General features: G+C 55.6%; 15 protein-coding genes and 2 tRNA genes. 10 read left to right on the forward strand and 7 right to left on the reverse strand.

What is annotated here, in order from left to right; genetic code table 11:
• Positions 1-2: 2 nt before the first annotated feature.
• The 3 genes from fliE to OHL20_RS21770 are packed head-to-tail and all read right to left on the reverse strand — an operon-like array spanning position 3 to position 1,193.
• Positions 3-320 carry a flagellar hook-basal body complex protein FliE gene (gene fliE / locus OHL20_RS21760; protein ID WP_263385403.1) on the reverse strand — a complete coding sequence of 106 codons (318 nt, stop codon included), beginning with the start codon at positions 318-320 and terminating at the stop codon, positions 3-5.
• A gap of 25 nt (positions 321-345) precedes the next feature.
• Positions 346-846 carry a flagellar basal body rod protein FlgC gene (gene flgC, locus OHL20_RS21765; RefSeq protein ID WP_263385404.1) on the reverse strand — a complete coding sequence of 167 codons (501 nt, stop codon included), beginning with the start codon at positions 844-846 and terminating at the stop codon, positions 346-348.
• Entirely contained in the window at positions 843-1,193 is a 351-nt protein-coding gene (locus tag OHL20_RS21770) for a flagellar basal body rod protein FlgB (RefSeq protein ID WP_263385405.1), read from the reverse strand. The genes flgC and OHL20_RS21770 overlap by 4 nt, the downstream gene beginning before the upstream one ends.
• Positions 1,194-1,386: 193 nt before the next feature.
• Here OHL20_RS21770 and OHL20_RS21775 point away from each other — a divergent pair, with 193 nt between their 5' ends.
• The 10 genes from OHL20_RS21775 (at position 1,387) to OHL20_RS25315 (ending at position 9,478) form a co-directional block, all read left to right on the forward strand.
• A complete protein-coding gene (locus OHL20_RS21775; RefSeq protein WP_263385406.1) occupies positions 1,387-2,319 on the forward strand; it encodes a phosphoribosylaminoimidazolesuccinocarboxamide synthase in 933 nt (310 codons plus the stop codon).
• On the forward strand, positions 2,316-2,867 hold the full coding sequence (locus OHL20_RS21780; RefSeq protein WP_263385407.1) for a CvpA family protein: 552 nt from the start codon (positions 2,316-2,318) through the stop codon (positions 2,865-2,867). The genes OHL20_RS21775 and OHL20_RS21780 overlap by 4 nt, the downstream gene beginning before the upstream one ends.
• A gap of 79 nt (positions 2,868-2,946) precedes the next feature.
• Positions 2,947-3,225: a helix-turn-helix domain-containing protein gene (locus OHL20_RS21785; protein ID WP_263385408.1), complete on the forward strand. Its 279-nt coding sequence runs from the start codon at positions 2,947-2,949 to the stop codon at positions 3,223-3,225.
• A gap of 27 nt (positions 3,226-3,252) precedes the next feature.
• On the forward strand, positions 3,253-5,172 hold the full coding sequence (locus OHL20_RS21790) for a hypothetical protein (RefSeq protein WP_263385409.1): 1,920 nt from the start codon (positions 3,253-3,255) through the stop codon (positions 5,170-5,172).
• 86 nt (positions 5,173-5,258) lie between these two features.
• Positions 5,259-5,333: transfer RNA gene (locus OHL20_RS21795), tRNA-Gly, on the forward strand.
• Between the two features lie 70 nt (positions 5,334-5,403).
• Positions 5,404-5,478: transfer RNA gene (locus tag OHL20_RS21800), tRNA-Cys, on the forward strand.
• A 570-nt stretch (positions 5,479-6,048) separates the two neighbouring features.
• Positions 6,049-6,441 (forward strand): cupin domain-containing protein, encoded by a 393-nt coding sequence (locus OHL20_RS21805; protein WP_263385410.1) that lies wholly within the window; start codon positions 6,049-6,051, stop codon positions 6,439-6,441.
• A gap of 86 nt (positions 6,442-6,527) precedes the next feature.
• Positions 6,528-7,535 carry a helix-turn-helix domain-containing protein gene (locus OHL20_RS21810; protein WP_263385411.1) on the forward strand — a complete coding sequence of 336 codons (1,008 nt, stop codon included), beginning with the start codon at positions 6,528-6,530 and terminating at the stop codon, positions 7,533-7,535.
• Positions 7,536-8,456: 921 nt separating this feature from the next.
• Positions 8,457-8,825, forward strand: a complete 369-nt coding sequence (locus OHL20_RS21815) for a hypothetical protein (RefSeq protein WP_263385412.1) — start codon at positions 8,457-8,459, stop codon at positions 8,823-8,825.
• A 335-nt stretch (positions 8,826-9,160) separates the two neighbouring features.
• A complete protein-coding gene (locus OHL20_RS25315; protein WP_396272719.1) occupies positions 9,161-9,478 on the forward strand; it encodes a CbtA family protein in 318 nt (105 codons plus the stop codon).
• A gap of 705 nt (positions 9,479-10,183) precedes the next feature.
• Here the strand turns inward: OHL20_RS25315 and OHL20_RS21820 are convergent.
• The 4 genes from OHL20_RS21820 to OHL20_RS21835 form a co-directional block, all read right to left on the reverse strand.
• Positions 10,184-13,429, reverse strand: a complete 3,246-nt coding sequence (locus tag OHL20_RS21820) for an EAL domain-containing protein (RefSeq protein WP_263385413.1) — start codon at positions 13,427-13,429, stop codon at positions 10,184-10,186.
• 940 nt (positions 13,430-14,369) lie between these two features.
• Positions 14,370-16,007: a M28 family peptidase gene (locus tag OHL20_RS21825; protein WP_263385414.1), complete on the reverse strand. Its 1,638-nt coding sequence runs from the start codon at positions 16,005-16,007 to the stop codon at positions 14,370-14,372.
• A gap of 107 nt (positions 16,008-16,114) precedes the next feature.
• Positions 16,115-19,363 carry a TonB-dependent receptor gene (locus tag OHL20_RS21830; protein ID WP_263385415.1) on the reverse strand — a complete coding sequence of 1,083 codons (3,249 nt, stop codon included), beginning with the start codon at positions 19,361-19,363 and terminating at the stop codon, positions 16,115-16,117.
• Positions 19,364-20,669: 1,306 nt separating this feature from the next.
• Entirely contained in the window at positions 20,670-23,834 is a 3,165-nt protein-coding gene (locus tag OHL20_RS21835) for an efflux RND transporter permease subunit (protein ID WP_263385416.1), read from the reverse strand.
• Positions 23,835-23,865 lie beyond the last annotated feature (31 nt).

Here is a 23,865-nt window from a genome sequence, read left to right on the forward strand (position 1 = left end):
TCCTAAAACTGCATCGACAACATCTGCTGGTACGCCCCAACAGCCTTGTTCCGTACCTGCAACGCCAGTTCGAATGCCATGTCAGCCTTCTGCGTAGCAATCATGGCGTCATGCACCTCAACGCCCGATCCATCCAGCAACCCGGTAACCGATTGCACCGCCTTCTTATCAAGCGTCGCCGTCTGCTGCATCATCGCCTGCATTACGCCCGCAAATGGCACGCCCGCCGTACCAGTCGCCGCCGCGGTCCCACTCAGCGACGTAGCACTGCTCCCTGCGGTCGCCTGCAACATTCCTAAAATCTGATCAATTGCCACCATGCAGCTCTCCTTTGTTCGCGTCCGTTTACTTCAACAACTCCAACGACGATGCAACCATGCCCTTCTCTGCCTGCACGGCCGAGGCGTTCATCCCGTAAGCACGCGTTGCGCCCATCAGGTCCACCATCTCGGTAAGCGGATTGATGTCCGGATAAGCGACATAACCATCAGGACCAGCATCTGGATGCTGTGGGTCAAACCGGCGCAGTGGCGCACTCTGATCGGCCAGGACGCCCGTCACCTCGACCCCTCCCGTTACGCTGTCCGAAGAGTTGCCCGAGCCAAGCAGCCCGAAGCTCGTACCGCTCCCCTGCAAAGCACCTGCTCCCATTCGGCTTAGCAGGGTCTGCTGAAAACTTCCCGCACCAGCATCCGCTTGAAATACCACGTGCTTTCGCTGATATGGTCCACCGTCTTCCGTGCGCGTTGTCTCTGCATTGGCCATGTTCGCCGCGACTACCTCCGCCCGCACCCGTTCCGCCTTCAGGGCCGACGCGCTTACGTCCATCAACCCAAAGAGGTTCATTTCGTCTCCGCGTGGATCGCAGTCATCACGCTGGAGAACTGCCCCTTGAGAAGCTCCACACCCATCTTGAACTTAAGCTGCGTCTGCGCCAGTTGCAGACCTTCACGATCCATCGAGACGTTGTTCCCATCTGGACGCGCTACCAATCCATCAACCGTCGTAATCTGTGGTCCCGCCGGATCCAGGCCCGACTGCTGACGCCGAAACTCCTGCTCGAAATCAAACCCCTGCGTCTTGTAGCCCGGCGTGTCGATGTTGGCCATGTTGCTTGCTGTCAATTTCAGCTGGTCGCTCGCCAGATCCAGGTAGCGCCCCAGCGCATCGCCCATCGACGGATTTATTTGCATGGTGAACCTCACGCCCCGACAATTGCAGTCGAACGGCCAAAGTCGCCTGTTCGCGCATGAGAGCGTTCTTAGATGAACTTCAAAGATTGTGCTGCAACAAGCCCATCCCAGGCCGATAAGCCGTTGTCACTCTGATCACTCACCGCATCATCCCCAACCATGGCCCGCCGCAATGCGCGATACTGTCTGCACGATGTCTTCAGCACTTCTTCATACCGATCTCGGTGATCTGCCGCTCCTCGCCCGCGGCAAAGTCCGCGATATCTATTCCCTAGGCCCTGATCCCGAAGCCGACCTCCTCTTCGTCGCCACCGACCGCATCTCCGCCTTTGACCATGTCCTCGGCAGCGGAATCCCGGACAAAGGCAAGATCCTCACGCAGCTATCCCTCTTCTGGTTCGATTTCCTCGCTTCCGTGACGAAGAATCACCTCATCACCACCAATCCGGACCAATTCCCCACCGCACTTCATCCATTTCGCAGCCAACTCGCCGGGCGATCAATGCTCGTTCGCCGAGCGAAGATGTTCCCGGTCGAATGCGTGGTCCGTGGCTATCTCTCAGGCTCTGGCTGGAAGGACTACCAGCAGACCGGCGCAGTTTGCGGCATTCCGCTCCCGATCGGCCTGCGCGAGTCGGACCGCCTTCCCGAGCCAATCTTTACGCCAGCCGCCAAGAACAACATTGGCCATGACGAAAATATCTCCTTCGCCACCATGGTCGACACAATCGGCAAGCAATACGCAGACGCCCTGCGGACCTTAACACTGGCTATCTATACCCAGGCCAGCAACTATGCCGCAACCAAGGGGCTCATCCTCGCCGACACTAAATTCGAGTTCGGCTTGATCGATAACGAACTGGGCCAGCCCGAAATCATTCTCGCCGATGAGGTACTCACCCCCGATTCCTCCCGCTACTGGCCCTCTGCGTCCTGGTCCCCAGGCGGCCCGCAGCCCTCGTATGACAAGCAGTACGTCCGCGATTATCTCGAAAGCATTCACTGGAACAAACAGGCTCCCGCGCCTAGCCTTCCCGACGAGGTCGTTTCCCGCACCCGCGAGAAATATCTGGAGGCTTTTCATCTCATCACCGGCCTCACCAGCCTGGAAGGTCAAGGCGCGTGACTCTCGCCTCCTTGACTGTCTTTGACTGGGTGCTTGTCGCACTCCTCGTCTATTCGACCGTCCGGGCATTCCTGCGTGGTTTTCTTCGTGAGATCTTCTCCCTCGTCGGCCTCGTCGCCGGCATCCTGCTCGCGAGTTGGAACTACAACACCCTCGCCCAGAGCCTCGTTCGCTGGATTACACCCATTACGACCGCCCAGATCGTAGCCTTCATCCTCATCGCAGCCGGCGTAATGATCGCCTGCAGCCTTGCCGGAAAACTCCTCCGTACCAGTGCAGACGCCATCGGTCTCGGCTTCTTCGATCGTCTTCTCGGCGCAGCCTTTGGCTTTGTCCGAGGCTGTCTCCTTGGTGTTGCCTGCATGATGGTTCTGGCCGCATTTGGGCCATGGTCGAACCTGACCAAAAATTCTCAGCTAAGTCCCTATTTCCTTGCGGGTGCGCATGGGGTATCCTTCGTTGTACCTCACGACCTTGAACAGCAGATTGCGAACGGCGCCGCACAACTCAAGCACACTGCGCCCGGTTGGATCAAGCAGCCTCAGTAAGGCCACAATAGAGATGTAACGAATTCAACAAACCAGCATTCTGATTCAGCAACTGACTTGACCTGTACGTGAGGTGACCTTGAAGCGCGAACTCGACGGAATCGTGATACAGATGCACAGCGCCGGTATTTCCTATACGGACGCCGTCAAGCAGTTCAAGAAGCGCTATATCCTCGAGGTCCTCAGCCGCCATAAAGGTAATCAGTGCAAAGCTGCCGAGGAACTCGGCATGCATCGCAATACCCTGAGCCGTACCCTCGCTGAACTCGATCTGGACACCACCCAGATTCGCAGCGGCATGCGACGTCCACCAACCAGCGAGCGCCTGCGCCTGCAGAGCGTCGTAAACGCCCGTTAGCCACCTGCCCCGTCTAATCAGCAGGACATGACGCCTTCCATTCACAACCGGACGATCGTTGCGGCATCGAGAGTTGTCTGCGCCTTCCTTCTCTGCGTCTGCGTTCCTTCGACCTCCCTCGCACAACCACAGGTCTCCTCGAGCTCCGTCGCGATGTCCGCAGCGGCATCCATCTCTCCCCCGCCAGCCAGCGATAAGCAGAAGAACCAGGCTGCCGATGCCTACCTTGCCGGCGCGAAAGCACTCGACCGCCGCGACTACACCGGAGCTGAAAAGCATTTCAGCCATGCACTTGAGCTGAATCCAGCCAACCGCGACTACACCACCGCGCTCGCGATGGCCCGCGAACATCACGTCACCGCTCTTGTGCAGGAATCAGGCCGCGAGCACATGCTCGGTCATAACAGCAAGGCTGATGCTCTCCTCGCGGAAGCCCGTGCCATCGATCCCAGGAATCCGACGGTCACCCAGCATGATGCGCCAACCGCTAGGGCAGAAGAACCCTGGCTGGTCCGGCCTCCAGTGTTCGCGGGAGCAATCCAGCTCACTCCTGCCGACGGAATCAAAAGCTTCCACAGCCATACCGAAGTTCAGCAGATTGTTCGCGATGTGACGAAGGCCTACGGCATTCGCACCGTCTTCGACGACTCCGTCACCCACCAGAACATTCGCTTCGATCTCGAGGATGTCTCCTACGAGCAGGCAATGCACATCCTGCTCCGCATCAACCATCTCTTCGCGGTTCCACTAGACGCCACCAGCATCCTCGTCGCACGTGACACCCCCGACAATCGCCAGCGTCTCGAGCGCCAGATGGAAGAGACCATCTACGTTCCCGGTATGACCCCGGAGCAGATGAGCGACTTCGGCAACGTTGTCCGCAACATCTTCGACGTCAAGCAGGCGACAGTCGAGAATGGCTTGGGCAACATCGTCATTCGGGCGCCGGAACAAGCCATCAATGCCATCAATTTGACGCTCGCCGACCTCCTCGATGGCAGCAGCGAGGTTCTACTCGACCTCAAGCTCTACTCCGTGGACCTCACCCACAGCCGCAACACCGGTCTCAGCGTCCCGCAGCAGATCGGTGCCTATAACGTAGCCAGCCAGGCGCAGCAGCTCGTCACTGCGAACCAGACGATCGTCAACCAGGCCATCGCACAAGGGCTCATCCCCGTCGGCTCGAGCGTTCTCCAGATCGCCGAATACCTGCTCGCCTCCGGTGTCGCCACAAGCGCTCTCCTCAGCAGCACTCTCGGCATCTTCGGCGGAGGCCTCACCACAACAGGTATCTACGCCACGGGTGGAATCACCCTGAACTTCGGCCTGAACTCGAGCGACACCCGCTCCCTGGACGAGATCCAGCTTCGCATCACGGACCGTCAACCGGGGGACTTCCGCATCGGCACCCGCTACCCCATCACAACCTCTACCTATTCCACGGGGGTCACCGGAAACACCTCTGCACTCGCAGGCGTCAGCATCAACGGCGTCAGCGCCTCAAGTCTGCTGAACCAGCTTGGCAGCTCCTCGCAGACTGTTCCCCAGATTCAATACGAAGACCTCGGCCTCACTCTGAAAGCGACGCCAACCATCTCCAAGAAGAACGCGGTGAATCTAAAACTTGACCTAAAGATCGAAGCGTTGGCGGGCGGTTCGCTCGATGGCATTCCGGTCCTCAATAGCCGTCAGTTCGTCTCCGATGTCACCGTCAATGATGGCGAGACCGCACTCATTCTCAGCAACGTCAATCGTTCTGAGATTCGCGCCATCGACGGTCTGCCGGGCATCGCCGAACTTCCCGGCTTTCAGAACGCAAGCGATCAAACCGTTGAGGCCGATAGCAGCCAACTTGTTCTGCTGCTCACGCCACACATCGTCCGCCGCCGTTCCGATGCCATCTCCGGCCCACGCATTCCGTTCTCTCCTGCACGCGCCGCAAACTAGCTGCGCATCTCGACCTCATTCCCACACAAACCTTTCCCGCAGCGTTGACCTAACCTCCTTTGGTCTCTATACTTGAACTTGTTCGAGCGGGAGTAGCTCAGTGGTAGAGTGCTTCCTTGCCAAGGAAGATGTCGCCGGTTCGACCCCGGTCTCCCGCTCCAATCAATACTCATCTGCGATACACTTCATCACAGTCAGACGGGTTTTGCAGTAGCACCTAGCCCAACCCGAGGCGCGGTACCCAAGTGGTAAGGGAGAGGTCTGCAAAACCTTTATGCGTCGGTTCGATCCCGACCCGCGCCTCCATATTTTCTTGTTTAGAATGAATGACTTACCCCCAAGATCTTCCGATCTGTGCTAATTTGTGCTAGCTTTCTCGCAACAGGCACCCGTTTGGTCCAAGTCTGCCCCATCCCCTCCATCACAATCTTTGTACGCCACGGGGCTGATTGCCCGCGCAAACGTGACGAATTCCTTAAGAGCGAGAATGTTCACGCCGAAGCGAAGGCAGGGTGTCATCACCAAGCTTGTTCACACCATGATAGCAATCGAGGGCGTAAGAGCGCGCAGGGTGGACTTCGAACACGGGAGTCATCAAGGGCTTCGCCAACTATGTCCCGGGGTTTAGACACACATCATCCGTTCGGACACATGAAGCAACTCCGGCTGCGTTCAGATAGATAAAGCAGCCCGATGGTTATTGAATGCTCGCTTACGACGACCACCACAAAGGAAAGAAGGAATAAATTGAACAAACTACAAGCATATAAACGGTCCCCCGCTCTCGACAATTCAACATGGTACAAAGGACTCCTTATCAGCCAGTTGGCTGGGGGTTCTGACAACAACGGTGCTTTCGACCTAGTTGAATCGAAGATGAAGAAAGGGACCGAGCCCCCACCGCACGTCCACGAGCGGGAAGATGAGTTGTTCTACATTCTTTCCGGTGAAATCAAGGTGTTCGTCGATGGTCAGGTCTTGACAGTTGCAGCCGGTGAATCCGTCTTTCTACCAAAGAAGGTTCCTCATGCCTATCTGATTCAGTCTGACGAGTGTCATGTGCTGGCCTTGATGACGCCAGGAGGATTCCTCAACGCGATCAACAAGATGAACGCGCCGGCTCGCACGATGAAGATTCCTTCCGACATGGAAACATACGCGACGGCGGATCTCACGGCGACGATGGAGGTCTTCATCAAGTATGGGGTACGCATGTTGTCGCCGAATGAGGTTGCGGCGCAATTGCCCGCTTACCCAACAGTTCACTAACAACAGTACTTCTGGACTTGGACGAGAAAGAGGTCAAAGCGCACTTGCAGCTGGAGTGAGGCGTCACGATAGCGCTAACCGGCTGCATGATCGACCGTCGTATCGGACTGGTTAGGCGTAGGCTTAAGATATTGTCGGAATTCGCAGACTCCGGACAACCGGAGGTACGCATGGACACGAACGATGGCTTGCATGTGCAGCAAATTCACAGCTGCGCCGAACCAGAGCCCGCCTACTACATGCAGCAGCAACAGTCCCTGGCCAAGGTGCTTACCCCATGCCGATACCAGCATGGGGTAAGCCGCAATAAGCTCCTCGACTACTCCTACAGCACCGGAGATTTGATCGTTTGTAATCGAGGAATTGACGAGTTCGTTCGTTGGGAGAGCGAGGTCAGGATCCTCAAGGTCGATCTACCGGACGAGGCGTTCCGGGCAATCGCAGAAGAGGCGGGTGCAGAGACGGTCGAGATCAGCAGCAGCACACAGTTTGAGGACAAGCGAGTGGATGCACTGATCTCTGCAATCCAGTCGGAGGAGCAAGCAGGAGGGCTTTCCGGTCGCCTCTACATGGATTCCATCGCACAGGCAATTGCTTCGGCACTGGTCCAGGTGCGCGGCAATCTAAAACGGGCTCTTCCTCAATACCATTGCGGCCTGACGCCCATGCAGCTATCCAGAGTGAAACAGGTGGTGTATGGACAGATCGACAGCGAAATTTCTCTCCAAGATATGGCCGCGGCAGCAGGACTGAGTACCAACTACTTTAACCAAATGTTCCGGAAATCGACGGGACAGGCAGCTCATCAGTTTGTCTTGAATGCTCGCGTAGAACACGCCAAGGATCTACTCAGCTCGTCACGACTAAGAATGATTGATATCGCGATTAGTTGCGGATTCCAGACCTCGCAGCATTTCGCCAGAGTGTTCCGCTTGCTTTGCGCTGTGACACCGACTGAATATCGCAGGACGTTGGGGAAGTCTGCTGCATCCTCCGAGGACGCTGAACAGCTACATAACAGCAACAAAATGAGTGAGAAGGGACTTTATGCTTTCAATTCAAAGGGACGGTACGAATCTCACATACACCGATGAAGGGAGTTCGATTACGTTAGCCCCCATGGTTCTTGTTCATGGCTGGGGATGCGATCACACAAGTTTCCAGGCGCGGGAGGAATACTTTAGTCCCACTCGCGGCGTTTGCATCCGCGTACCGTAACGGTATCGGGGCGCTCCATCTCACGACAGACGAGATCGCCGCTCATGATTCAGTATTTGAATCGCTGCCACAAGCGCCTCAACATGTACTCTCTGCGTCCTTGATCGACCATGTTGTTGACCATGACGTGGTGGCGGCTGCGCTGGACCGTAAAGTGTTAGTGGCTTAAATCAGCTCATCGCACCTTTTGGCTGATCTCGAGAAGCCAGCAAGGTTGACCCCCCACGTTGTCACGGCCCAGGTTCTTGGAGCAAGGCACTTCTCTCCAGACGACCTTCCTGCATTCGATTCGGTCATTGCACCAGGCTTTATCTCTTTGGCTCTGGAGTACGGTTTGACGTTGACAGCCTCATGCCGGTAATCAAGCAGCTACACGCCCGATGCTTCGGTGACGACCAAGGTGAAGTGGTTAGAATCCGCGATCGTCGGCAAAAGACCAGAGGGATGGAAGCTGGTGTTCATGCACAGCACACTGGTCCCGCCAAGGTGTGAATGGTTAGAGAAGATTGATGGCTGTCTTTACCGCTGGACTGCAAAGCTCCATGTGACCAGATACTGCAACTCACGAACGTACTAACTTATGCAACAGCTTTTCAGAAAAGTGACTCAAATGCTCTTCGATACCCTACCCCAACTCGGTAACCCCTCTCAAGCACAGACATACCTACGCCCCCTCGGCTCGTTTGAGGAACTTTTATGGCAGATGGACAAGCGTACTCGCCTCCACATCGACTCCACTCAGCGATCTGCGCGACCATCCAATCATCCTGCTCGGTGGCTATAACAACCCATGGACCATGCGCTTGCTGCGCCCGACACGCTTTTACTTTTCGCCTGAACCATCCGAAGGCATCATCGATCGCGATCATCCAGACCACCAATGGATCCGCGATAAATCACAGCCCTATGCGAGCACGGATGATTACGGACTTATCGCCCGCTTTAATGATGGCACTACCGGAAGTGTTGTGACCGTACTTGCTGGACTCGGACGCAACGGAACCGAGGCAGCCGCCCAGTTCGCAACTAGTTCTCAGTACATGCAACTGATCAAGGCGCGATTCAAGGAGAATCCTAATAGGCCTAACATAGAGGTCGTTATCAAAGTGAGCGTTGTTGATGGAAGAACCGGTTCACCTTCAATCGAGGATGCTTTTCTGTGGTGACCGCAACCAGACTCAGACCGTTTGCCTAAGCCTTTTACAACAATGATCAACGACGATTTATGTCTGGTAGTGCGTCTTACGTATAGTCGATCATTCTTAGACGTTTAGCAGTGTCGCATCGCAAAAGAAATGGTCCTCCGCTTGGGCAAAGGACCATTGACTTGTTGTGGTGAAGCCATGACGGACTCGCCAAGTCACGTGTCTCTGAGGTGGTGAGAAGGCTGGGTGTTTTCACGGCCTTCTGGTCGAGCTTCTTAATCTTGGGCGAAGTGATTGCCGCTGAAGTTTGGGCATGTCACCGTTCTACGGGGGTCTCACAGGTCATTTAGAAGATTATGCTTCGGAATCAACTCAGAAACTCCAGAAAGGCTCACTTGCTTTGCTTTGGACCAGCAAAAAGTTTTCTTCCCGCGATCAATGAAGTGCCCTCCGGCTTTCCAGCTAATGTCTTATGGCCTTTCCGTCTCGCATCGTGGGCGTTTCAACTTCTGCTCTGGACGAGCATCGCCCAACTCTTCGCTGCTGACGGAACGCGACCATCGCCGGAGCAACTTCGGAATCTCCTCGAAGAACGAAGCAGCCCAGGCTGGCCTGCATCGCGGACAATTTCCAAACGCAACGTGGAGCGAACGGAAGCCTATCCTCACTGCTAGGCATATCTGTTCTTTCCCAATCTTGCAAGCACACCGGACGCTCTTTCCTGAGGAGATACAACTTCCTTATCCTGTATCGGTCGCCGATTTGATAAACAAAAGGTGAGACCGAAGAGTGACGATACTGCGTTCAGCAGCCGAAAAGATACTCACCTTATGAGATCCGTCGTGGGTACGAGAGCGGACTCTAAAATCTAAGTGCGCTAGGAGGAACATGCTGCAAGTCACTCATTTCCACTTCGGTTGCTAAAATATGGGTGTGGTGAGTTTTGCGAGTACCCCTGCGACTCGACCCCTTTCCAGCTTCTCAAACTCCAAGGCTGCTTCTTCCTCGTTGTACTTCTCGAACAAAGCCCCAGCGGAGGCTTGATGTGTCTAAGTAGGGTGCGGCGTACACAAGACCATCTGAATGCGTGCGCGCCCGAGCTTGCTGGCAAGTCGACGTTCTTGCTGACCTCGCCATCGCCTCAGCTTCGGAATTAGACGCTTACGTCACTTAAGACGGGAATGCCACTGTTTCCATGTTTTATCGGTCGACGCTTATGCATGGACCAGAATGATCCTGCCCCTTTTGAGGTACATAGGTTTGCTCCTCTGCCCGCAACATTAATTCGCTAGCCACTGAGGCGTTTGGCAGGATTCAAGTGACAAGGCAGCTCCCTCCTCACTGTGTAAGTGTGAAAAAAACGGCTCGGAAACCGAAAGCTACGAAGATCGCTGGAAAGCAAACTCCGCTGCATGGACTGGTAATGGTTTAGCGAACATGTATCCCTGTAACTCACAGCAGTTCCACGATTCCAGAAGCAAGGCCTGCTCGTTTGATTCAACTCCCTCAGCGACGGTCGTGAGGCCGAGTTCCTGTCCGAGTCTCAACACCAGGCGACAAATGATTGCAGCCGTCTCATCTTTCACGATGTCGCGGGTGAAGATCTGATCGATCTTGATCGTGTCGATCGGAAAGCGGGAGAGGTAGTGGAGCCCTGAATAGCCTGTTCCAAAATCATCGATCGCAATACGAACTCCTAACTGCTTCAGAGCTCCGAGGGAACTTTCTGCAAGCGCTCCATTGTCGATAAGCAACGACTCAGTCAATTCCAACTCGAGCGACTCAGCAGGCAGGCAGGCTTTTGCGAGTGCATCAGCAACAATCCTTGGAAAAGACGGATCGCGGATTTGCGAGGCAGATACGTTAATTGACATGCAGATTGGCTCGAAACCATCGCGTCGCCACGTTGCATTCTGTTTGAGTGCCTCTTCAAGCACCCACTGCCCAATCTCGTTGATGAGTCCAGTATCCTCGGCAATGCGAACAAATTGAGCAGGGAGCAACATGCCACGATCCGGGTGATTCCACCGGATGAGCGCCTCACACCCTTTAACCTTTTTGGACTCCGCAGAGACGCGGGGTTGATAGAAGAGTTCGAACTCGCCATTTACAAGCGCACGTCTGAAGCCTATCGCGACGTCGAGCGGCTCATTTTGATTAAATCTTAGATCCGGACTATAGAAGCGGAAGGAGTTCTTTCCACTTCGCTTGATCCAGTACATTGAGAGATCCGCCATCTGCAGAAGTTCTTCCGGTTCGCTGGTGTCCTGCGGAAAGAGAGCAATCCCGGCACTTGCTGTGATCATGATCTCCTGATCGCCGAGTTGAAGCGGTTTCCTGATCTCGTAAAGCAATCGCTCCATCTGCTTCTCGAGTCGAGCCTGGTCCTCCCACCCGGAGAGGACAAATGCAAACTCATCCCCACCTAGTCGTGCCGCAGTATCGGTCCTCTCGACGAGCGAGTTCAACCGTCGACTGATCTGCACGAGGATACGGTCAGCTTCGATGTGCCCGAACCTGTCGTTCATATGTTTAAAGTTGTCGAGGTCGAGAACCATAACCGCAACTTGGCGATCGCACTGCTGCGCAGTCTCGAGCGCACTCTTCAGTTGCTCGACGAGGGCATAACGGTTAGCAAGGCCCGTCAGGGCATCGTACCGTGCCTGTCTTGCCAGTTGCTCTCTTGTCTCGATTTGATCAGTGACATCGTTCTGAATTCCGATGAGATGGCTGACCTTGCCATCTTCGCCGCGTACTTGTGAAACGTACACTTCGTTGAAGAAGGTCTCTCCATTTTTCCTGTAATTTCGAAGTAATGCCTTGCTCGGGGTGCCGTCTACAATAGCACTCTGGAGTTCAAACCTTCCTTCCTGCTGAAGGTCCGACCCCTGCAGAAAGCGGCAGTCTGTGCCAAGTACCTCTTCGGCAGAGTAGCCTGTCAATTTTTCGAAGGCCGGGTTGACGTAGATCAAAGGGCAATGGTTTGAACCGTCATATTTCGCAAGCGTGATGCCAATTGGTGCAGCGGCGACGGTTTGCTCTAGAAGCCGCAAGCGCTCCTCTTCAATACGCTTCACTGTGACGTCACGAAAGAACACGCTGATCCCCTGGTGCGTGGGGTAGCTGTGAACCTCATACCAGCGATCGAGCGGCGCGGGGTAATAGGCGACAAACTGCGTAGGTATGCGTTGTTCCATGGTGACATGGTAGTTGTCCCAAAACGCGAGATTTGACGCTGCCGGGAACTCCTTCCATACGTTGCAACCGACCAGCGCTTTTCCGTCACTCAGGAGTTCCTTGGCATGTGGATTGAGGTAGACAAAGCACCAGTTGCGATCAAGCATGAGGATGCCGTCACTCGTACTTTCCAATACCTCCCCGGCAAGACTTACATCAACTCCTATGGCAATAACGCCGGAGACGGAACCATCGAGTTCGCGCCGCGCCTGATAGACGTAGTTGAAAAACTTCTCTTCGAGTGGTCCACCCTCAAACTGCGAGAGCGAGATACGGATGTCGTCAGCTACTCTTGTTTCGCCAGTCTGATACACCTCATCTAACAGGTCGATCCATCTTGTTCCGTCCAGTTCGGGAAGAGCATTCACAACGCGTCGCCCGATCAACTCTCGATTGCCAAGCAGGTCGCGATAGGACTGGTTGACCAGTTCGAAGATATGCTCCGGACCTCTAAGAACAGCAAGCAGGACTGGAGCCTGTTCGAAGAGCGCAGCGAGTGCTGTACGTTCGCGCTCCGCTTTATGGCATAGAAGATCCGCAGTTCGTCTCTGTTCTGTCAGATCGCGAATAAAGACGACGATACCGCCCGGAGCCGGTCGAGCTTCGATATGTACCCATATGTTCAATGGTTCGGGGTAGAACGCCTCGAAGCTGCCAGCGCTACGCTTCATCATCGCGCGTTCGTACACTGAAACATAGGGCGAATCGGGGTAGACCTGATGGGGAAATCTCTCCCATATATTCGTTCCGAGGATCGCGGAGGCAGGTCCCAGAATCTCCGTGGCCCGGGCATTCATATAGGTGATTACCCACTCATGATTGACGCTCACCACCCCATCTGAAGTGGTATCGAGGACTTCCGCAAGTTGCGCAATGGCGTGCACGCTCTCCGTCGTCTCGTGGTGTACGCCCCGTATACCGACGACCCTCACTCCTTCAAAGATAGGAGTGAGAAAGTATGTGTAGTACCCGTCTTCGATTCGTGATCCCTTCGTGAGAGGAACCAGTACGTTCTCCCGGATGGATGTCTCTCCACGCAAGAAACATGCCTCGTGTTCCGGACCAAGGAAGTGCCATGCCTCTCTGAATATCTCTCGCGCTGGCTTCCCAAGCGAGCCAGGATCCATCCTGCCTAATGATGGGATCGCGGCATCGTTGTAGAAGAAAATCATCTCCGAGCCCCATACGATTGTGGCTGGATGCGTTGAAGCGAGCATGAGATTGACGTGCAGCAGCAGGGTCTGGGACCAGGTCTCGATCTCGCCAAGCGGAGTGGTAACCCACTCATGGAAACGAATGCGCTGTGACATCGCACTTTGGCCGGTAATACGAGCCCAAGGAATCGTTCCTACGATCTGATCTTCGGGCGAGGGTTGCATTTCTTGCATAGGTGCTCACCTCACGTACTCAACCCGCTTAACCGACAGCATACCCATGTGTCGTATACCAGACATATTACGCTTAGGTGTTACTTTTGGATTTGCGACTAGTAACCTAATCGTCTTAAGCTGCGAAAAGTTACGGGCGCAGGTGCGCACGTATCTATGTGTGTCGACGAGTATGGGTAACGAGAATGCGGGAACCAGAACTGGCTTGATATCTATAGCAGGGCAATTAACGGTATTAGGTTTCGACGATCATGATGGGCGCGCTACTCGTTCACGAGCCGCTAGACAAACGCCATGGCGAGCCGCAACCCCGCCTTAGCAATCGCTTCAGCCTCGATGAAGCCGTTCTTGTTCGAACTTTACATAAGGCTTCATACACTCGGCCGGCATCAGCAAACCTGATACCCCGATCGACAAGACTCGAGCCAGAAAGTGCGTTCCGGAATAAACTTTTGTCCCAATCACATTCACCTTCGGGCAAGCGTGGAATGCAGACTGCGGCACAAACCAGAAACAACGGAGACTTGCACCATGTTCAACCAGATCAGGCTCATCGGACGCCTTGGGCAGAACGCGGAAGCTAAAAACGCTCAGGCCAACAAGGAATATGTCATCCTCAGACATCGCACCCATGAAGTTGGAAGAACGACGAGATTATGCCGCCAAGCATGAAGAGGCTCTCGAAGATCGAGGGCGGCGACATTCCGCAGATGCAGCCGATTGCGAGTAGTCACCAGGTTGGAGGATGAGCCGAAAGGCTCATCCTCCTTTGTGAGACCCAATTGTGTATAGCTGGTGTTCTTTCCCGATAAGCCGTCGCATTGGAGACAGTATCTGGGAGGGCCATCCTCAGAACATGATCGGCAAAGTCACGTTTCTATCCTTCACCCCTCACAAGTGAAGTCAGGCGAGATTGTGGGCCTCTTGAGAAAACAGGAGCTTAGAAGCCCTTTGCCTTAGGATCGGGTGCTGGCGTCGGGATGCGTGGCAGCATGTCGGTGCGGGTGGCTGCGTTATACGCGAACCACGCTTCCAACATACTTCCTTGCATCACATCGCCCTTCTGCACACGGTCGTAAAGGTCCATGTTGCTGTGGTGGGTGCGCGTGCCGTATTCCAGCGGATCCTGCATGAAACCGACGCCATTCAAGCCTATCCACGAAAACGAAGTGGAATCCGTACCGCCGGGAGCAAGTGTTGGGCCTGCCGTGACACCGGTGACCGTAGCGATCTGCAGGTCCTTGACCGGTGCGATCCACGAGCGGAAGATGGCCGCCAGCTGATCGTTGCCCAGCGCTGACACGGCGCGGAAGCGACCGCTACCGCTGTCATCGTTGAAGTAGACGTCCAGGTTGTCATACTCAGGTGTCTTGACCATGGTGGTGCGCGGTGCAAAGTGCTTCTGCACGTACGCCAGCGAGCCGTACAGGCCCTCTTCCTCGCCGCCCCACAGGGCCACACGGACGGTGCGTGCCATGGGCTTCTTTACGGTAGCAAGAATGCGCATGGCTTCCATTGCGACTGCCGAGCCGGTGCCGTTGTCTGTCGCGCCGGTACCTCCCTGCCAGCTATCGAAGTGACCGCCCACCATCACGACCTCTTCGGGCTTTGTCGTGCCGGGAATCTCGCCGATGACGTTGAAGCCATTCTGGTCGTCCTTCTGGTACTCCACTTGAATATCAAAAGTCATCTTTGGCTTTTCGCCGTGATCCAGCAGGCGCACCACGCGGTTGTACTGTTCCGGCGTGATCGCGACCATGGGCGGTCCGACCGGGTCGTTTGGATTCTGCGATCCACCGTAAGAGCCGAAGACCGTTCCGCCATCCCCGTTGTATCCCGGCGTCACGGCCACCAGTACGCCCTCCTCCTTGAAGAACGCATTGATCTTGTTGCGTAGCACCATGCCGCTGCTCGCGGCGGTGGAGAAAGTGGAAGGGGTGATGTCGCCGGGACGTGGGGTCGCTGCACCTGCACCCCTGCCAAAGCCGGAGCGTGACGGATCCTGCGTCTCCGCGCGTGCTTCGATCTCTGCATCGGTCAATCGATGCGCTTCAGCTTCAGTGTGCATCGCAAGCGCGCGTGGATCGAAGAAGAGCACCACCTTACCCTTCAGCTTGCCCTTGTATTTCGCAAAGTCTGCCTCGGTATGGAGAGGGGCGAAGACAGCCTCTGCGGTGACGGGGCCGTTGGTGCCAGGCGTCCACGCCAGTGGGAAGCCGATAAGTGCAGCGTATGCCGGATTTTCCAGAGCACCGTAGAACTTCTTGATCTGCCACCCGTAGCCGAATGGCCCCCAACTCTCCAGGTGCACATTCTGCAGACCCCACTCCTTCATCTGCTTCATCGCCCATTCGGCTGCGGCGCGGTGGTTGCGGCTGTTATTCACGCGGGGACCATAGACCTCACTCAGGTAATAAAGGTTCTCCATCACCTGCGAGTCTTGGAAGGCTTGGTTCTTGATGGTGTTCAGGGCGCCGAGGTCGACCTTGTCGCCGTCATTCTGCGCCTGCACGGTCGTTCCGAGGACAAATGCAGCCGCGCATGCGACTACAGAAAGCTTCGTTGCAAAACAAGTCACTGAATCACTCCATTTCAAAGGTGTTCTGGGTAAAAGGAGAAGGCCCGCTGCACCCTGCAAAGAGTGCAGAACACAGCGGGCCCGTTTCGTTCGGTGCAGTTACAGACTTAGAAGCTGACCTTGAAGGCGAACTGCATGTTGCGTGGCTCGCCCGCTCCCAGGCCAGGGGCCGAGGAGGAGTTACGCGTTGCAGACAGAACACCGAAGGCCGATGACGTGAGCGTACCGCTGGGGTTGGCAAAGTTCGACTGGTTGGCGACGTTGAAGATCTCGGCACGAAGTTCCGTGCTGATACGCTCCGTGATCGGTGTGCGCTTGAAGAACGACATGTCGACATCGCCGAAGCCGGGACCCTCGATGCTGTCGCGACGCTCGTTGCCGAAGGTACCGGCTGGAGCAGCGGTCCATGCCGCCTTATTCAGGTAAGAGTACGAACGCGAGGTAGCAGTCGACGTGGTGACGCGAGTCACATAAGGGAGCACGCCTCCGGTGCGGTTCGGACGATCACGGCTGGCCTCGCCCGATCCACTGGTGTTGGTCCCGGCAAGGATATTGACCGGTGTACCACCTGCGAACGAGTAGAGCGCGTTTACCTGGTAGCCCTGCGTCAGGCGAGGAGCGCGGCTTGTGAAGTGCGGAACAGCGTAGCTGGCGAAGCCAGACACATTGTTGCGCACGTCGAAGGTCGACAGGCCCCAGTCCTGGCGAAGGTTTAGGCTGTTCATAGGCGTGGTGGCGCTTGACGAATCATCCATCGACTTGGACCACGTGTAATACACCGTAGCCGAAAGACCATGCCACTGTGCCTGCTTCAGCGAGAACTGCAGCGAGTTGTAGTTCGAGGTAGCTCCGCTGTTCACTTGGTTGATGGCCGTCAGGTAGGGATACTGTGCGGCGTACGGTCGAACTCGGGCTGCTGCGTTCGTTGTAACCGGGATCTGGTTCAGATCGGCGACGTACGCCAGACGGCGACCACCACTGCCCACATACGCAACGGTCAGGAGAGTGTTCGGCGCTAGCTGCTGCTCGACGTTCACGTTGTAGTTCTGCATGTACGCAGCACGGTAGTTGGGGTTGATGGCAAGAATGCCCAGCGACGTGGTGGGCTGACCATTCGCTCCAAAGCTCACGCCGGCCGGGAAGGTCGAGGTGCCGAGGGTATAGGTGCTGCTGGAGACGTTGATGGCAGCATTCGCATCACCTGGGCTGCCGAAGATGCCGGCGCTGGCACCATTACCGACGCTGTTGTAAACAAACTGGCCTACCGTAGGCTGATCGTAGAACCAGCCGTAGGCGCCGCGAATGACAGTTGCCGTGGAGTTATTGAACGGCGTAAAGGCAAAGCCGACGCGTGGTGCGACATTGCCCAGGTTCTTGTCATACAGCGGAGCCTTGAAGTAGCCGCGCTGTGGCGTGAAGTTGTAGATCGAGTTGCGATCATCGTTTACAGTGCCAGGGTAGCTCCAACGCACGCCATAGTTCAGCGTGAGACGGTTGCTGACCTTGTAGTCGTCTCCAGCGTAAACATCGAACGTGTTGATGAGGTACACGCGCTGCGGATTATTACGCAGAATCTGTGCACCGGCCGTTACGCTCGTCTGACCGACGAGGAAGTCAGCCACCTGCTTGCCCGTGGAGCAGTTCGCCCCCGCAGCGGAGTTAACAGTGACAGTGGTGGTGTTGAGGTTTGCCGCAAGGCAATCCGCGTCAGTCCACCCACCTCGGGTACCGTCAAACGTGAACGTTCCACGGCCATTGACGAAGTAGGCCACGTTCAGATTCGCGTGACGATACTCGCCGCCAAACTTGAGGTCGTGTTTGCCAATCGTGTAGTGCATCTGGTCGGTCACGTGACCGGTAACATCCTGGCGACCCAGCGGGGCGGTTGCGCCGGTGTAATCGAACGAACCAATTGCGAACTTCGGTGCGCCATGTCCCAGTTGCCCGGTCAGACCAAGCGGCAAGCCATTCCCTTGCACGTCGAAGCTCTGGTTGCGGTCGTTGAATACCTGCAGGAAGGATGACCCGGCAAACGTGATCTGGTTCAGGAACCTGCTGCTGAACGTGCTGGTCTGCACGATCGAGACGTTATGAATGTGCATCGGAGCGGTTTCGAAGTAGTCCGCGAAATGCGAACCCACGTCTGCCGACTGGGCGCCTGTCGTGCCCAGGTAGCGCACCGAGAGCGTGTACTTGTCGCTGAAGTTGTGGTCCAGCTTGATGATGCCGTTGTAGCTGTTGTACGTGTTGACGCCGTTGGATTGGTACTGGTTCAGATAACCTGTCGTTGTGCGGCTCACAGCAGGGAATAGCAGGGTGTACATGTTCGTAGCAACAGGATTGACGGCGGAGCCATGATTCGCAAGCATCGCACGACCGGCAGCGATCCACGTGTCGTTCAGAACCGTATCAGCAAGGCTGTTGTTTGCCTGTGCGATCTGCACTTCGCCAGCCAGGAAGAAGAACGTCTTGTCCTTGAAGATCGGACCGCCCAGGGTAAATCCACCTTGGTGGTTACGAATCTCAGGAATCCGGCTGCCCTTGGCTACCGACGGGCTGAGCCACGCAAAGAGTTCGTTACGGTCGTAGTAGAAGACGTCGCCATGGAGATGATTAGTGCCGCTCTTGATGACCATGTTGCTGTTAGCGCCGCCATTGCGGCCAGTGTCTGCTTCGCCGGCTGCCTGGAGCGAGAACTGGTCAATCGCCTCGATGGGGATAAGGCCGCCTGCGATACCCGCGATTCCGCCTTGGTTGGAAGCAACCGCGTTGGACCACGGATCGTTGTTGTCCGCACCATCGATTTGGAAGTTCACACCCGCGGTACGCGAGCCGTTCACTGTGTTGCTGTAGGGGCTCACTCCCGGAGCCAGCCTGATCATCTGGGTGAAGTTACGACCGTTCAGCGGGATCTCCTGCACCGACTTGGAATCAACCACGGCGACCAGCGAACTGGTGGTGGTGTCAACCGTGATGCCGGCAGCCTGTACGTCCACAACGGTCGATTCGGCACCAACCGAAAGAGGAATCAGTTGGTGGTTCACCTTGGAAACTTCGATCGTAACGTTGTCGAGGCTCTTCGCAGAGAAGCCCGGCGCATTGACCAAAAGCTTGTACGTACCGACGGAAAGCTCGGGGAAGTTAAAGTCGCCTGAGCCGTTCGTCTTGCTGTTCAACACCTCGTTCGTCGCAGGGTTGGTCAACTGCACCGCGGCGTTTTGGATCGCGCCGCCTTGTGCATCGAGAACTGTTCCTGTAAGCGATCCGCGAAAGGTTTGCGCCCCCGCGATCATCGATCCGATCAGGACCACCATTGCGACAAACGAAATACGTATTAGCCTCGAAAAAAAACTCATGCTGCTCCTCGCTGCCTGCCCGGATGCAGAGATGAGACCGCAATTGCGGCGTATCACGACCCTGACACGCCTAGGGGCGCGTAAGATCCTGTTCCGAGACGGCAGAACTTCAAAATTGTCGTATGCTGAATTTTACCGTACCACATCAATCGGAGCAATCGCATTTGATATGTCGGCAAATGGCATCCACTGAACGGATGACGAAGGGCTGGTTCCCACCTGCCTGACGCGGTGGAACCAAGGAGAGCAGCGCCGCCTGCTGCGATATCTACCGGAGCTACCACGCCGTGATAAGTCCCCGGGATGATGTCAGCTCCAGATAACTCGAGTGGGACGTGCCAGTCATAGCTGTTGGCGGAAAAGTGAGTAATCCCGGCACCATGCCATGGGAACTGGTAGGGACCGAAGTTCATGCGGAGTGCCCAGTCAACGTAGGGAGGTAGCTATGAGTAACGAGTCTGCCGTACTGAGTGTCGGGAAGTGTTCCCTCACGCATATGTTTCGTGGTGAAGATGTGCGTAAGTGTTGACGGCTCATGTGTTCGACCTGTGCTCTGTAAGTTCTCATGAGAAGTAAGATCCGCGAACACTTTCTCAATGATTGCTTTCGAACTGCCTTCAGCTTTCTCTTCCTCAAGCCTGAGGCTTCGAACGCTCCTCGATTGAGGAGGAGATAGGGATTGTCCATCTGCAGGATGTACGCGTCCTTCCCAGTTCCCGCGCGGAGATCAGTTTGACTGGAAATCGTCTGCTCCCAACTCAAGAGCGGCAACGGCCTCATCGATGCCGCCACTCGACGACAGAATAAACTTCCGCACCCGAGCGGGTACTCCTGAGTTCGTTCATCTGCCAAAGCAGATCTTTGAGCGATACATCCTACGAGCGTACGTCGAAGAGGATGAGAGCTGGCCTGTGGTCTCTTAGAGCCTTTAGAACATGCGCAAGACCTTTGACCACCATCGGACCGAAGGCCTGCTTCTTTATCGTTTCCTGGAGTGAAGGAGTAAGGGTATTGACTTCCTTCGCTACTAGAATTCGCCAGCGCATGGCGTGTGATCGTTCCATTTCTGAAGCTTATTGGAGACAGCACCGGAAGCTTGTATTGACGAACTTATCGTGATCTTGAATGCTGCATCAGCAGCGTAGTGCTGTGAACGCCCATCGTGAGTTAGAAATCCATCGTGGGTGAGCTTGCCATGTGAGCCAATCACTAATCCTTCTGTAGCCTTGAGTGTGTGGCGGGCGCAGACTTAGCAACGCATCCCACACCTCAGCCATCAATAATGGTTTTACGAAGTAGTTCAAGATTACGCATGGCTCTCGTTTCCTGACGTCCTGTTTTCATATACGAGAAGAAAGCCAGCTGGCACCAGGAAGATGGTGAGCAGGACGGAAAGCGTAAGGCCACCGATAATTGCCTGCGCGAGCGGCGCGTAAGATTCACTTCCCTCCCCGAGTTTGAGCGCCATCGGCAAGAGGCCGATGACCGTTGCAAGTGAAGTCATGAGGATGGGACGAAGCCGGACGCGGCACGAAGCAACGATAGCTTCATGGGCGTTCATACCCTCCTTGATGAGATGGTGCGCAAATTCGACGATCAGGATGCTGTTTGAGAGCGCAATACCCGCGAGCATCACTACACCCATCAACGACATGACATTGAGCGTTGTTCCCCAGAGCAGGAGCGCCACCAGAACACCGGTGATGCCTGGAGGAAGGGCGAGCAGGATGATGAATGGGTCCATAAAGGAGCGGAACTGTGCAACAAGAATCAGGTATAGCAGGATGACCGAAAGAATCAGTCCGATGGCAAAGCTGTGAAAGGAGTTGTTCATCGATTCCACGCTACCTTCGAGCGTTGCGTCAATGCCATGCGGCATCTGCGTTGTATCGAGGATGTGGTGAATCGAAGTCGAGATGCGCCCAAGATCTTCTTCCTGTGGCCGCACGTACACATCGACGTACCTGCGGATCTGCGTATGGTCGAGTTCAGTCGGTGCATCAAATTGCTTGATCGTTGCGACCATGTCGAGCCGGGTAGGCTGTGAGATCCCCTTGCCGTGGAGCGGAATAGCTTTTAAGTCATCGATCGACTGAACCTGACCCTCTTTGTACATCACCGTAAGGAAGTAGTTGTTACCGCTCTTCGGATCAATCCAGATGCTGGGTGCAATCATCGTGTTCGATGTAAGTGCAGTGATGACATTCGACACGACTTCCTTCTCTGTCATGCCTAACTCGCTGGCCCGCGTTCGGTCGACGGTCAACTGGAGCGAGGGATAGTCGATGTCCTGCGGGATGTAGACATCAGCAACACCGTGGACGCCACGAATCTTGGCCGCCACATTCTGGGCTATGGCATAGTCCGCGTTGATGTCCGCACCCGTGATCCGCACGTCGACCGGCACCGGGGACCCCATGTTTAATACCGCGTCGATGAGACTGCCAGTGGAGAAGAAGCCCTGTAACTCCGGCATATCGGACGACATCTTCTTCTTAACTTCATCGATGTAGGTGAAGCTACCTGTCGTATGATCCGGCTGCAGGGCCACCTGTATGAAGCCCGTGTGCATAGCCGAGTTCTGCGAGTAGAGCGCCGAGAAGCCTGGGTCGAGTCCGAGGTTGGTCACGATCATGCCCATGTCATGCTTCGACACAACACTGCGGATCAGGCCTTCGAGCTTCGCGGCCTCCTCGTTAGTAGCTGTAAGCTTCGTACCGGATGGAGCTTTGAAGTTGATGACGAATTGCGCCGGATCAGTTCGCGGAAAGAATGACAAGCCGAGCAGAGGAAAGAGTGCAAGGCTCAGCACAAAGCCGATGCCGCAGATCGCCAGCGTGGCGCGTGGCCATAGGAGAACCTTCTCGACCATGCCGTTATAGCGGTTGAGCAGCGCTTCAAAGCCTGCATTGAAGCGCGTGTTGAAACGGTCGCCAAGGCTGGGTCGCTTTGCAGGTGCCGCAACTTCCCCTCCGCCGAGGGCAGGAGCGGCTTCCCCGTGAGGACTCTTGATGAAGCGCGCACAGAAGAGCGGGACTACGGTCAGCGCCACGAAATAGGAGGCGAAAAGTGAGATGACCACTGCAAGAGCCAGCGCCGAGAAGAGAAATTTACTAACACCGTAAAGCAGAGTGACCGGAAAGAACACGACTACGGTTGTGAGAGTTCCGGCCAGGACTGGCAGAGCGACTTCTTTACCGCCCTTCTCTGATGCTACGGCTGGGGATTCACCCCCTTCAAGATGCCGAAAGATGTTTTCGAGCACGACGACTGAATTATCGATCAATCGCGAGAGAGCAAGTGCGAGACCTCCCAGCACCATGCTGTTGATCGAGCTTCCCGCAAGGTGTAACACCAGGAACGTCGTGAGCACTGACAACGGGATCGAGAAGAAGACCGCCAACGTAGCTCGCACACTGCCGAGAAAGATCAGGATCATCAGGCAGGTCAGGAAGAGCCCGACCCCACCCTCATGAACCAGGGTTTCGATCGCTACTTTCACAAAACGCGATTGATCGAAGACGACGTCTGTCTTCAGCGATGGAGGCACGTCATACAACTTCTTCAGCGTGGTCTTGACGCCATTGACGATGGCGATGGTGTTCGAATCACCGCCTTGTTTGAACACAGGAACATAAACAGCCCGCGTACCGTCCACTCGAACGATGTTGTACTGCAGCGAGAAGGCGTCCTTCGTGGTTGCCACGTCGCCGACACGAACAGGCGATTGGCCTTCCATCTTCAACGGAACCTGCGCGATATCCTCGGGTCCCTTCAGCATGGAGTTCGTGTAGATGTTGTAGTCCGTCCGACCGATCTGCACATCACCGGCTGGCAGGACGACGTTCGATTCGTTGACCGCGCGAACGACATCCATCGGGCTAAGCTGATTGGCCTCGAGTTTGAACGGATCCGCGTACAGCATGATCTGCCGCCAGCGGCCACCAAAGGGCTGAGGAACCGAGGCTCCCGGCACACCTGCTAGTTGATTGCGAACGTAGTTCTGGCCGATATCCTTGAGCTTGCTCTCATCCAGGCCGGGACCGGTCAGAGTGACCAGGGCAACCGGCAGACTCGACGCGTCCTGCTTGAGTACAATCGGCGGATACGTTCCCGGTGGCATATCCCGCATATCACTCATCGCCAGTGTGGCGATGGAGGAGGCTGCACCGTCTGGGTTAGTGCCCGCTCGAAAGTAGACTTTGATCAGGCTCGCGCCGGGCAGCGATCGTGATTCCATATGATCGATGCCACTCGCCAGCGTAAACATGCGCTCGAGGTGGTATGTGATATTTGTTTCAATCTGCTGTGGCGGCATGCCAGAGTAGAAGGTCGCGACGGCAACAACGGGAAGATCGACTGGCGGAAACATATCGACCGGCATATCCGCCGTGCTGACAGCCCCGAGAATCATAACCAGGAAGCAAAGAACGAGAATCAGATAGGGGTTACGTATTGCAAATCCCGACATGGCAATGGACTTTCTTGCTTCGTGGTTAGGC

Origin of the sequence: Granulicella arctica (assembly GCF_025685605.1) — a bacterium.
GTDB classification, from domain to species: domain Bacteria; phylum Acidobacteriota; class Terriglobia; order Terriglobales; family Acidobacteriaceae; genus Edaphobacter; species Edaphobacter arcticus.

Coding starts and splice junctions, on each gene's coding strand:
- fliE (WP_263385403.1), bottom strand. CDS start 320: ATGGTGGCAATTGATCAGATTTTAGGAATGTTGCAGGCGACCGCAGGG.
- OHL20_RS21810 (WP_263385411.1), top strand. CDS start 6,528: ATGATCGACCGTCGTATCGGACTGGTTAGGCGTAGGCTTAAGATATTG.
- flgC (WP_263385404.1), bottom strand. CDS start 846: ATGAACCTCTTTGGGTTGATGGACGTAAGCGCGTCGGCCCTGAAGGCG.
- OHL20_RS21770 (WP_263385405.1), bottom strand. CDS start 1,193: ATGCAAATAAATCCGTCGATGGGCGATGCGCTGGGGCGCTACCTGGAT.
- OHL20_RS21790 (WP_263385409.1), top strand. CDS start 3,253: ATGACGCCTTCCATTCACAACCGGACGATCGTTGCGGCATCGAGAGTT.
- OHL20_RS21835 (WP_263385416.1), bottom strand. CDS start 23,834: ATGTCGGGATTTGCAATACGTAACCCCTATCTGATTCTCGTTCTTTGC.
- OHL20_RS21775 (WP_263385406.1), top strand. CDS start 1,387: ATGTCTTCAGCACTTCTTCATACCGATCTCGGTGATCTGCCGCTCCTC.
- OHL20_RS21805 (WP_263385410.1), top strand. CDS start 6,049: ATGAAGAAAGGGACCGAGCCCCCACCGCACGTCCACGAGCGGGAAGAT.
- OHL20_RS21830 (WP_263385415.1), bottom strand. CDS start 19,363: ATGAGTTTTTTTTCGAGGCTAATACGTATTTCGTTTGTCGCAATGGTG.
- OHL20_RS21820 (WP_263385413.1), bottom strand. CDS start 13,429: ATGCAAGAAATGCAACCCTCGCCCGAAGATCAGATCGTAGGAACGATT.
- OHL20_RS21815 (WP_263385412.1), top strand. CDS start 8,457: ATGCGCTTGCTGCGCCCGACACGCTTTTACTTTTCGCCTGAACCATCC.
- OHL20_RS25315 (WP_396272719.1), top strand. CDS start 9,161: ATGCTTCGGAATCAACTCAGAAACTCCAGAAAGGCTCACTTGCTTTGC.